An 11,655-nucleotide genomic window follows, 5' to 3' on the forward strand; every position below is an offset into this window, starting at 1 on the left:
AATGCCCGTTCCAGCCCCCAACCTGTACCCCGACTTCAACACGATCCGGCTGAGCCATGTTTGCCTGAACGTCAGCGATCTTGTTGCTTCGCGCAAATTCTACTCGGATATTCTGGGTTTGCAGGTCTCGGACGAAAGCGACACACATGTCTACCTGCGCGCTATGGAGGAACGTGGACATCATTGTGTGATCCTGCAGAAATCCGATCAGCCGGCGACTGTCGAGGTCATGGGCTTCAAAACATTCGACGAGGATGATTTAGATCGGGCCGAGGCGTATTTTATATCCAAAGGCCGACCGACCTCATGGGTTGATCGCCCCTATCAGGGCCGGACTCTGTTAACCTCGGACAATATGGGCATACCGCTGGAGTTCTATCACAAGATGGATCGCCTGGAGCCGATCCATCAGAAATACGCACTCTATCGTGGTGTGAAACCGCTGCGGATCGATCACTTCAACTGCTTCTCGACCAATGTCGATGACAGTGTCGCATTTTATAGTGATTTCGGGTTCCGCGTGACCGAGTATACGGAAGACGAAGACAGCAAGAAACTGTGGGCCGCGTGGATGCACCGCAAGGGTGGGGTGCATGATATGGCCTTCACCAATGGCAAAGGCCCACGTATGCACCACGTGGCCTTCTGGGTGCCAACACCGCTGAACATCATCGATCTGCTCGATCTAATGGCCACCACCGGCTATGTGGACAACATCGAACGCGGCCCGGGGCGACATGGTATTTCGAATGCTTTCTTCCTGTATATACTCGATCCCGACGGACACCGGATTGAGATTTATTGCTCGGATTATCAGACCGTTGACCCCGATCTGGAGCCGATCAAATGGGACCTGAAGGACCCGCAGCGTCAGACGCTCTGGGGCGCTCCGGCGCCGCGCAGTTGGTTTGAACACGGCACATCCTTTGTCGGTGTGGATGTAAACGAGCCAGACCTATCTGCGTCTCCCATCATCGCACCGTAAGCAAAGTATGCTTGATCTAAAACATCTTAGTATGGGCGGGTTCCATAACGCCGAGGAGGCCTGATGCGCATTGCAACCTACACTGCCAACGGTGAAACATTTTTTGGTGCGATCACTGATGAAGGCGCGGTCGCACTAAACAGCGAATTTGCAGAGTTCAAAAGCCTCTACGAGGTTGTCGCCGCTGGGGCGTTTGGCCAATTGGCCGAGGCTGCCGAAGGAAAGCCGGTAACCCATACGGATTTCACCTTTGAGATGGTGATGCCGGACGTTCGTCGCATTCTGTGCGTTGGTGTGAACTTCCCCGATCGCAACGCGGAATACAAAGATGGCAGTGCACAGCCGAAATACATGTCGCTGTTTCCGCGCTTCGCCAGTGGATTTACCGGCCATAATCGCCCTCTGATCCGCCCGCCCGAAAATCACACGCTGGATTACGAGGGTGAAGTGGCCATCGTGATCGGCAAAGCAGGCCGCCGGATTTCGCAGGACGATGCTTATGGCCATATCGCAGCCTTGACCCTGTGCAACGAAGGGACAATCCGCGATTGGGTTCGGCACGCCAAGTTCAACGTCACGCAAGGCAAGAACTGGGACAATTCGGGTGCCATCGGCCCTTGGCTGGTCCCTTTCACTGGCGCTGCCCAGTTGGATGACGCCCGCATTCAGACTCATGTGAATGGTGAATTGCGTCAGGACGATACGTTGAACCGAATGATGTTCCCAATCCGGCGCGAGATCGAATACATCTCGACCTTTATGACCCTTCATCCGGGCGATATCATCGTCACCGGCACCCCAACTGGTGCAGGTGCACGATTTGATCCGCCAAAATACCTGGCTCCCGGCGATGTGGTTGAGGTATCCGTCGATGGGATAGGCACCCTGTGCAACACCATCGAGGACGAGCAGATATGACCCCGGAAGACCACGCGCGCGCTGCCGCCGATCTGCTGAACGCGGAAAGGACGCGACAGCAGATCGGTCTACTGACATTGCGGTATCCCGAAATGGCGATGGACGACGCTTATGAAGTGCAGAATGCCATCTATCGGGCCAAGCTGGCGGAAGGGCGCAAGGTCATCGGCTGGAAGATCGGGCTGACCTCGAAAGCGATGCAATATGCTTTGAATATCGACATTCCTGATAGTGGTATCCTGTTTGACAACATGGCCTTTGAAAATGGCGGGACCGTTCCCGCAGGTCGTTTCATCCAACCCCGTATCGAAGCCGAGATCGCCTTTGTCATGAAGGAGGCCATTGGTGGCGCCGATGTGAGCCGCGATCAGGTTTTGCGGGCGACCGACTATGTTACTCCGTCCATCGAAATCCTCGACACTCGTATAAAGCGGGCAGACCCTGGGACTGGAAAGTCACGCACTGTATTCGACACAATCAGCGACAACGCCGCAAATGCCGGCATTGTACTAGGGGCGGAACGCCACCCAGCGGATGTGTTTGACCTGCGATGGGTAGGGGCCCTAACCTTCCGCAACGGTGAAATCGAGGAAACCGGCCTGGGTGCGGGCGTATTGAATGATCCGGTCGAAAGTGTGGTCTGGTTGGCCCGTCGCATGGCGCAATACGGCCAGAGTATTGAACCCGGCCACGTAATCCTGTCCGGCAGCTTCATTCGCCCGATCGAATGCCCATCGGGTGCGGAAATCCACGCCGATTTCGGATCGTTCGGATCCGTCGACATCAATTTTGCCTAAAGGAGCAGCGACATGCCCTCACCAAAAAACACCTTTAAGGCTGCATTGAAGGCTGGAAAGCCTCAGGTCGGGTGCTGGATCGGAATGGCCGACGCATATGCAGCAGAAATTTCCGCGACCGCAGGGTTCGATTGGTTGTTGGTCGATGGCGAACACGCACCAAACGACCTGCGCTCGACCCTTGAACAGGTGCGAGTGATCGAAAGTTCGGGCAGCGCGCCAGTCGCACGTCTACCGATTGGTGAGACATGGATGATCAAGCAATATCTCGACGCGGGTGTTCAGAGTATTCTGGTGCCGATGGTCGAAAGCGCTGATCAGGCGCGCGAACTGGTGCGAGCGGTGCAATACCCCCACGCGGCGTCCGAGGTGTGGGATCATCCCTTGCGCGGGCTTCGCAATTTGCCAAAATCCCGGACTACCTCGATACGGCGGATGAGCAGATTTGTCTGCTGGTACAGGTAGAGAACAACGCGGGCATGGCCGCTCTGGACGACATTCTGACAATTGATGGAGTAGACGGAGTTTTTATCGGACCTGCAGATCTGGCCGCCGACATGGGTCATATCGGCAACGCCGGGCATCAAGATGTTGTGGAGGCCATTGAAGACGCGCTGACCCGCATCGTCGCGGCAGGTAAAGCCGCGGGTATCCTAACACTGGACCCTGCAATGCAGCGTAGGTGTCTTGAGATCGGCGTGACCTTTCTGGCCACTGAAATTGACGTCACCCTTTTCGCAAAAAGCATGCGCGCCAAAGCGCAAAACGGCCTCGCGCTTTTGCCGCGACAAAACGCTATCGGATCGGCGACAACAGAAAATGCCAGCAAGTACTTACAGCAATTGTGCAAACATTGGTCACATAAGGGACAGGTCGAGTTCGATGCAGATACTGGAACCGTTTCTTTTGGCAGTGGCAATGTCGTCGAACTAAAGGCGACGCCAGTAGCGCTGGAAGTTTGCGCCTCGGCGCATCAACGCGGTGACCTAGACAGTTGGAAGACGGTGATTTCCGATCACCTAAAACGGTTTGCCTTTCGCGAAGAGCTTGAACTGAACTGGGATGACTAGCGACTTTTGCTAAGCTGGATATCGCAGAAAAACAAAGAGGCCCATCAGGAACTTTGTTTTTGGTCGGAGTGAGAGGATTCGAACCTCCGACCCCTGCCTCCCGAAGGCAGTACTCTTGCGTATCGGCAGGGCTCGCCCAGTATAAATCGGTATTCTAACTTTATGTTTTACAAAATAAATTACCGGCTACTGAGTCTCAAGAGGTTCTGAGGGGTATTTCAGTCGGGGCTGCCCGAGGGGACACATTGGCAACTGAAAAACGAAAGCTTACTGATGCTTTTCTACGCTCGATCGAGCCTGAAAAAGCGCGGTTCGAGATCGTCATTTGGGACATTGAAGTATCGGAGCTTGGACTCCGCGTCAGAAGTCAAAGCATGTCTTACATAGTGCTATATTGCCCGGTAAGGCAGAGACGCGCGGCCAATGCGAAGCGGTTCAAGATCGCCTCTCCTAATTCGATTGCAAATGTCAAAGGGGCACGCGGGATGGCACTCGCAGTTTTGGGCAAGTTTGCATCAGGGGAAGATCCAAACGCAAAGCGCGGAGAAGAGAAGCGACGGACTCTCTCAACTGTCAAAGAACTGTTGGATCGATATGACCAGCTTCTAGAGCGCCGCAAATATGTGACCCATATCGACGTACTAAGTCTGCTTCGAAGTCGTCTCCGCCCTTTGCTCGGTCGCGCGATTTCAGAGGTCAAAACATGGGAATATGCTGAAATCATCGAGCGTCTGGATAAGAGAAGTGGTGGAACAGCTGGTGGCACTTTTCGCACGCACTGCTCCATTTTTTGAACTGGCGCACATTCGATGCCCGTGTTCTGGAGGTCAATCCGCTGGCTGGATATCAGAGCCGTCTGAACACTCGATCAGAGCGCGTCAAGAAATCTGAGATGGGTCGAGCCTAAACTGACGAAGAGCTTCGTACCATCTAGATAACAGCTGATCCGGAATCCTCATTCGGACGACTCGTGCGCTACCTGATTCTAACAGGCTGTCGGCGCGATATCCGCGCCTCTTGAACGAACGTATCGTCAACGAGGGCTTCAATGCACTGGAAGAACTTATTGAATTCGCTGCAATTGTGGAGACCCAACCAAAGAGTGGGGCTAAGATAAAGGTGCTGGCAATCTCTCGCTTCTTTCAAAACACCGTGCACAATATCTTCGTAGGTTCGCTGTACGGCCTCCTAGACTTCGATCGAGCTCTGGGAACAACTCCTAAAGTACGAGTTTTTCCGACGCACGATCCTGGTTAGTGATTGCTAATTTGAGGCCAACGATGCCTAAAACCAACATACGAATAACCCGAAGCATACATTTCTTATACACTAATCAGGCGGGAAGCAGTCATTCGCTGCGATCGAGGCCTCACAAGGTTCTAGCTGTCAAAGCGGACCTTCGATTTCGCCTGGTCTGCTGAAGTGCAATTGGCCCTTCCAAAACCAATGGGTGACGCAAAGGACAAACCAATGATTCGACTCAATGCGCGACCGCGGTGTTCACGGCAGATTTCTTTGTTGGCATGTAGAAAAACTGTGCAGACATTCCACTACTTACAAAAATAAGCTGATAAATTGGGCGAACCGCTAGCCTGCTCGCGAGTTTGATGATCTTGAAATTGCGATCAACTCAAGCTTGAGTTCGATTGAGTCTTCATGAAACAACACCTGACTGTCGTTGTCGTCGAGCAAAATCAAGAACGTGCTTTTGCAATTGTAGATGCCTTGAAAGAGACTGGAGACGTAGATGTTTCTGTGATCGGCAACGTCTCTGGGTTAGCACGTAAAATTGCAACGCAAAGCCCAGACATTGTCCTGATCGATATAGACAACCCCTCTCGAGATATGTTGGAAGAACTTACCGTTGCTTCGGGCCCATTGGAACGACCCGTGGCTATGTTCGTCTCAGGCGCCGCAGGCGGATTGGCAAAAGCTGCTGTTGAGGCCGGTGTATCGGCCTATGTTGTCGATGGATTGCAAGCTGAGCGAATTAAACCTGTTATCGATACCGCCATCGCTCGGTTTCAGGTGCTGCGCCAGATGCGGACTGAACTTGCAGAAACCCGCCGTGCGCTTGAAGAGCGTAAAGTGATCGACCGCGCAAAAGGTTTGCTGATGAAAGCCAAGGGCATTTCGGAAGATGAAGCCTATGCGCTACTCCGAAAAACCGCGATGAACCAAAACCGCCGCGTCGCCGAGGTGGCCGAAGCCTTGGTCACTGCTTCGGGGTTGTTGTCATGAGAACCGTAACACTGCCCGTCGCGTATATGCCGCTTGTCGACGCGGCCCCATTGATCGTCGCGCGCGAGTTGGGGTTCGACCATGCTGAAGGCATCTCGCTGGACCTGCGTCCGGCGCCATCGTGGTCCTCTCTGCGCGATATGCTGGCGTTTGGGCATGTGGACGCGGCGCATCTACTATCGCCTGTCCCCGTTGCGATGGCTTTGGGTCTTGGTGGAATCGCGACACCGCTATCTGCGGTATCTGTCCTGTCTTTGAACGGCAATGTTATAGGTGTTGGAACGCAATTGGCCGAGCGACTGATCGACCAGGGCTATGGTTTTGATTTCACCGATGCCGCTGCGGCTGGGGCTGCACTGGCAAAAGCTGCCGATGAAGTCTTGGTGTTTGGCGTGCCTTTCCCATTTTCAATGCATGTCGAGCTGCTGCGCTATTGGATTGCGGGAACCAAACTGGCCTCAAAACAGGTCGAAATCCGCACCGTCCCGCCGCCGCTCATGGCGCAGGCGCTTGCGGGAGGCGAGATCGATGCCTTTTGCGTGGGCGAGCCTTGGGGCTCCTTCGCAGTGGACGACAGTGTTGGCGCACTGCTGTTGCCCGGAAAGGCGATCTGGACTTGTGCACCTGAAAAGGTGTTGGCAGTCAGAAACGACTGGGCCGAGACGGAACCGCATTTGCTGGGAAGTCTCATGCGGACCGTATGGCGTGCGGGACGCTGGCTGTCAAACACGGACAGCCGAACAACCGCGTCCGAGATGCTGTCACGCAAAACCTACCTCAATGTCTCACCCGAGCTGATCGACCGAGCGTTAATGGGTGAGTTCGCCATATCTGCACGCGGCGAGCAACGCAGTGTGGAAGGGTTTGTCGAGTTTTTTGACGGTGCTGCCACCTTCCCGTGGCGTAGTCAGGCAAAATGGGTCGCGCATCAATTGGCGCTAAGAAACGGGCTGGACGTCGGGACAGCGGAACGACAAGCAGCTAAAGTCTTTCGAAGTGATCTCTATCGTCGCGAGTTGCAAGGGCTTGGTGTGGAGACACCCGGCGCATCCGAGAAACTTGAAGGAGCTTTGTCTGAGTCGACGGCAGTTGCCTCAGCCAATGGCAGCCTGATTCTGTCTCGGAACGTCTTCTTCGACCGGCGCATTTTCGAGCCCGCAGGGTAAGATTGCACAATTTTTTTGCAGCGCAGCATCTCTTTTTGCTGCACTGCAGAATTCTCGAAGTGAAGATGTCAAAAAATGATGACGTCGCACTGCGCGTCTGACTTAATCGGGACATCGGAAGGCAACGACGCCCACCGACGGAATTCGCCCACAATCCAGGGCACCTTAGAAGAGCAAAGCCGCTCGACCATCCGCCACCTCCTCCCGGCGGACTGTGTCGGCGGCTTTTTTGTTTGCCCATGGGGTTGGGCTGAACCGAAAGGGATCGAGATGAAAAAGCTTCTTTTAGGCCTCGCCGCGACGACGGCGCTTGTGTCTCCAGCACTGGCCGAATTGGAACTGGAAAAAGACGAGCTGACCTTTGGCTTTATCAAACTGACCGACATGGCGCCGCTGGCTGTCGCCTATGAGAATGGGTACTTTCTGGACGAAGGCCTGTTCGTGACGCTGGAAGCACAAGCAAACTGGAAGGTGCTGTTGGATGGCGTGATTGACGGACAGCTTGACGGCGCACATATGCTGGCCGGACAACCATTGGCCGCAACCATCGGGTATGGGACCGAAGCCCATATCATCACGCCATTCTCAATGGACCTGAACGGCAACGGCATCACCGTCTCCAACGAGATTTGGGAAGAGATGAAGCCGAACATCCCGGTGATGGACGACGGCCGTCCCCAGCATCCGATCAGCGCCGAGGCTCTGGCCCCGGTCGTCGAGAAGTACAAATCAGAAGGCAAGCCCTTTAACATGGGCATGGTCTTCCCTGTTTCGACCCATAACTACGAACTGCGCTATTGGCTGGCCGCCGGTGGTCTGCATCCGGGTTACTACAGCCCTGAAAACGTGACCGGTCAGATTGGTGCGGATGTGTTCCTGTCGGTGACCCCTCCACCGCAGATGCCTGCCACGTTGGAGGCCGGCACGATCTATGGCTATTGCGTGGGTGAGCCGTGGAATCAGCAGGCTGTGTTCAAGGGTATCGGCGTTCCGGTTATTACCGACTACGAGCTGTGGAAGAACAATCCCGAAAAGGTCTTTGGTCTCAATGCCGAGTTCTCAGAACAGTACCCCAACACCACTCTGGCCGTGACCAAGGCCCTGATCCGCGCAGCGATGTGGCTGGACGAGAACGAAAATGCCAACCGCCCTGAAGCCGTCGAGATTCTGAGCCGGGCTGAATATGTGGGCGCGGATTATGAGGTTATCGCCAACTCGATGACCGGCACGTTTGAGTATGAGAAGGGCGACAAGCGTGAGGTCCCCGATTTCAACGTGTTTTTCCGCTACAACGCGACCTATCCGTTCTACTCGGACGCCGTTTGGTACCTGACGCAGATGCGCCGCTGGGGGCAGATTGCCGAGTCCAAGCCCGACAGCTGGTATGACGAGGTCGCCAAGTCCGTCTACAAACCCGAGATCTATTTGGAAGCCGCCCGCTTGCTGGTCGACGAAGGTCTGGCGAATGAAGCCGACTTCCCCTGGGACAGCGATGGTTACAAAGCGCCGACCCCGGCCGAAGATATCATTGACGGCATCGCTTACGACGGACGCACACCCAACGCCTATCTCGAAAGCCTGTCCATAGGCCTGAAGGGCGAGCAGAAGATCATCGGCTCGGACGTGCAAGGCTAATTCCCCAAAACCCGCGCCCGGCCCGCGCCGGGCGCAGCCCCCAAAGTGCCCCGCCATCGCAAGGACACATCAGATGACAACGGTCGATCCCGAATTCAACGCAGACGCCGCCCGAGAGGAACGTCGCGCCCGCCTTTTCACCCGCATCAATGCAGCCGACAAATGGTTCCAGGTGCTGGGACTCAGCTGGGCCACACCCATCCTGAAAGCTGCTGCCGGAGACAATCCCCGCGCTCAGATGACCGAGATATGGCGGTTGCTGATCGTGCCTCTGTTGTCGATCTGCGCCTTCTTGTTGCTGTGGGGAACGCTGGCCCCCAAGGTGCAGACCTCTCTCGGCGCGGTTCCGGGGCCGGCGCAGGTTTGGGAAGAGATGGTCAGCCTGAACCAGGATGCCAAGGCCAAAGCGGCCAAACGCGCGAAGTTCGAGGCCATGGTCGAGAAGCGCAATCAGAAATTCATTGACGCTGGCCAGCCGGAGAAAGTGAAAGAGGTCGCCTTCACGGGTGCTCCGACCTATTACCAGCAAATCTGGACTTCGATCAAAACAGTGTTTTTTGGGTTTCTGATCGCCACCGTCATCGCGGTCCCACTTGGTATCGCGGCCGGCCTGTCTCCGACTGCAAATGCAGCCCTAAACCCGCTAATCCAGATCTTCAAACCGGTCTCGCCTCTGGCCTGGTTGCCGATCGTCACGATGATCGTCTCGGCCGTTTACGTCACCAATGACGGCTGGTTCGCGAAATCCTTCCTGATCTCGGCCATTACCGTGACTCTGTGTTCGCTATGGCCCACATTGATCAATACATCTTTGGGTGTAGCCTCCATCGATAAGGACCTGGTGAATGTCTCCAAAGTCCTGAAAATGAACACCTATACCAAGATCACCAAACTGGTGCTGCCCTCTGCCCTGCCTCTGATCTTCACCGGCCTGCGCCTGTCACTGGGCGTCGGCTGGATGGTTCTGATTGCGGCGGAAATGCTGGCGCAGAACCCCGGTCTGGGCAAATTCGTCTGGGATGAGTTCCAGAACGGTTCCTCCAGTTCGCTCGCCAAGATCATGGTTGCGGTCTTCACCATCGGTATCATCGGCTTCCTGCTGGACCGGGTGATGTACGCGCTGCAATCCCTGTTTACCTTCACAAACAACCGGTGAGTGCGATGAGCATCCTAAGTTTCAAGAACGCCTCGAAATCCTTCGGTGAAGGCACCGCTCGCACGGATGTGCTGAAAGGCATCGATCTGAACGTGCAAGAGGGTGAGTTTCTGGTGATCCTTGGCTTCTCGGGCACTGGCAAGACGACCCTGATCAATCTGATGGCCGGGCTGGATAGCCCAACCAGCGGAGAGGTCACGTTCAAAGGTACCCCGATCAAAGGGCCGGGCCCGGAGCGGGGCGTGATCTTCCAGAACTACTCGCTGATGCCGTGGCTGACGGTCAGCGGCAATGTGGGTCTGGCGGTTGATACGGTCTTCCCGGGTCTCAGCAAGACCGAGAAAGCCGAGAAAGTCGCGCATTATGTACAGATGGTTGGCCTCAGCCATGCCGCCACACGCCGTCCGGCCGAGCTGTCGGGTGGCATGCGCCAGCGGGTCAACGTGGCGCGTGCGTTGTCGATGAACCCCGAAGTTTTGTTGCTGGATGAGCCTCTGTCGGCGCTCGACGCGCTGACCCGCGCCAATCTGGCTGATGAGATCGAACACATTTGGGAAGCCGACAAAAAAACCTGCGTACTGATCACCAATGATGTGGACGAGGCAATCATTCTGGCCGACCGCATCATTGCCCTGAACCCGGATGGCACACTGGGGCAGGAATTCCCTGTCTCAATCCCGCGTCCGCGCGAACGCGCTGCGATGAACAATGACGAGACTTTCAAACGCCTGCGCGCGGACGTCACCAAATACCTGATGGATGTGGGGATCGAGGCCAAGGTCGAAGGCTCGCGTATCCTCCCGGATGTCACTCCAATCCACGGTGTTCCAACGGCGGTGGCCGAGGCGCAAAAGGGGCTGATCGAGAACCGCTTCCTCGACTTCTCGCAGCTTCACAAGGTGTATCCGACGCCCAAAGGCCCTCTGACCGTGGTCGAGGATTTCGAACTGAAGATCGACAAGGGCGAGTTCATCTCGCTGATCGGCCATTCGGGTTGTGGCAAGTCCACGGTTTTGACCATGGCGGCGGGGCTGAACGACATCTCGAAGGGTGCGATCAAGCTGGATGGCCGTCACGTCGAAGGGGCCGATCCCGAACGCGCGGTGGTGTTCCAATCCCCCAACCTGTTCCCATGGTTAACCGCCAAGGAGAACGTCGCGATTGGGGTGGACAAGGTCTACCCAAAGGCCAGCATGGCCGAGCGTCAGGATGTGGTCGAATACTATCTGGAACGGGTCGGTTTGGCTGACGCGATGGACAAATCCGCAAGCGACCTATCGAACGGCATGAAGCAACGCGTCGGCATCGCCCGTGCTTTTGCTCTGTCCCCCAAACTGCTGTTGCTCGATGAGCCCTTCGGCATGCTCGACAGCCTGACCCGATGGGAATTACAGGAAGTCCTGATGGAGGTCTGGTCCCGCACCAAGGTCACTGCGATCTGCGTTACCCACGACGTGGATGAGGCGATCTTACTGGCCGATCGCGTGGTGATGATGACCAACGGTCCGCAGGCAACGATCGGCAAGATCACCAAGGTTGAGCTGCCGCGTCCGCGCACGCGCAAAGCCCTTCTGGAGCATCCGGATTACTATGCTTACCGGCAGGAAGTCCTCGATTTCCTCGAAGAATATGAACATGGCGCCAAGCCCAAAACACCCGCCCCCAAGGCGATTGCAGCGGAGTGAAA

At 55.7% G+C, this 11,655-nt stretch carries 10 protein-coding genes and 1 pseudogene; all 11 read left to right on the forward strand.

Annotation, left to right across the window (positions count from 1 at the left end; translation table 11 throughout):
• Nucleotide 1: 1 nt before the first annotated feature.
• Nucleotides 2–985, forward strand: a complete 984-nt coding sequence (gene hpaD, locus AC1DFB_RS19750) for a 3,4-dihydroxyphenylacetate 2,3-dioxygenase (protein WP_480568199.1) — start codon at nt 2–4, stop codon at nt 983–985.
• A 63-nt stretch (nt 986–1,048) separates the two neighbouring features.
• Nucleotides 1,049–1,903, forward strand: a complete 855-nt coding sequence (locus AC1DFB_RS19755) for a fumarylacetoacetate hydrolase family protein (protein ID WP_170393996.1) — start codon at nt 1,049–1,051, stop codon at nt 1,901–1,903.
• The gene (gene hpaH / locus AC1DFB_RS19760) at nt 1,900–2,700 is read left to right on the forward strand and encodes a 2-oxo-hept-4-ene-1,7-dioate hydratase (RefSeq protein ID WP_480922832.1); all 801 of its coding nucleotides are present in this window, start codon (nt 1,900–1,902) and stop codon (nt 2,698–2,700) included. The genes AC1DFB_RS19755 and hpaH overlap by 4 nt, the downstream gene beginning before the upstream one ends.
• 12 nt (nt 2,701–2,712) lie before the next feature.
• A pseudogene (locus AC1DFB_RS19765) lies at nt 2,713–3,461 on the forward strand (aldolase/citrate lyase family protein); the annotation flags it as partial.
• A complete protein-coding gene (locus tag AC1DFB_RS19770) occupies nt 3,447–3,770 on the forward strand; it encodes a DUF2218 domain-containing protein (RefSeq protein ID WP_480922841.1) in 324 nt (107 codons plus the stop codon). The pseudogene AC1DFB_RS19765 and the gene AC1DFB_RS19770, both read left to right, overlap by 15 nt.
• Nucleotides 3,771–4,015: 245 nt before the next feature.
• Nucleotides 4,016–4,564 carry a hypothetical protein gene (locus tag AC1DFB_RS19775; protein ID WP_480922833.1) on the forward strand — a complete coding sequence of 183 codons (549 nt, stop codon included), beginning with the start codon at nt 4,016–4,018 and terminating at the stop codon, nt 4,562–4,564.
• Nucleotides 4,565–5,426: 862 nt separating this feature from the next.
• Nucleotides 5,427–6,011: an ANTAR domain-containing protein gene (locus tag AC1DFB_RS19780; RefSeq protein ID WP_170407173.1), complete on the forward strand. Its 585-nt coding sequence runs from the start codon at nt 5,427–5,429 to the stop codon at nt 6,009–6,011.
• The gene (locus AC1DFB_RS19785; RefSeq protein ID WP_480922834.1) at nt 6,008–7,177 is read left to right on the forward strand and encodes an ABC transporter substrate-binding protein; all 1,170 of its coding nucleotides are present in this window, start codon (nt 6,008–6,010) and stop codon (nt 7,175–7,177) included. The genes AC1DFB_RS19780 and AC1DFB_RS19785 overlap by 4 nt, the downstream gene beginning before the upstream one ends.
• A gap of 270 nt (nt 7,178–7,447) precedes the next feature.
• Nucleotides 7,448–8,812: a CmpA/NrtA family ABC transporter substrate-binding protein gene (locus tag AC1DFB_RS19790; RefSeq protein ID WP_480922835.1), complete on the forward strand. Its 1,365-nt coding sequence runs from the start codon at nt 7,448–7,450 to the stop codon at nt 8,810–8,812.
• Nucleotides 8,813–8,885: 73 nt separating this feature from the next.
• Complete coding sequence (locus AC1DFB_RS19795) at nt 8,886–9,968, forward strand: ABC transporter permease (protein ID WP_170407182.1); 1,083 nt, start codon at nt 8,886–8,888, stop codon at nt 9,966–9,968.
• 5 nt (nt 9,969–9,973) lie between these two features.
• Nucleotides 9,974–11,653 (forward strand): ABC transporter ATP-binding protein, encoded by a 1,680-nt coding sequence (locus tag AC1DFB_RS19800; RefSeq protein ID WP_170407184.1) that lies wholly within the window; start codon nt 9,974–9,976, stop codon nt 11,651–11,653.
• Nucleotides 11,654–11,655 lie beyond the last annotated feature (2 nt).

It is taken from the genome of Ruegeria sp. S84 (assembly GCF_056583445.1).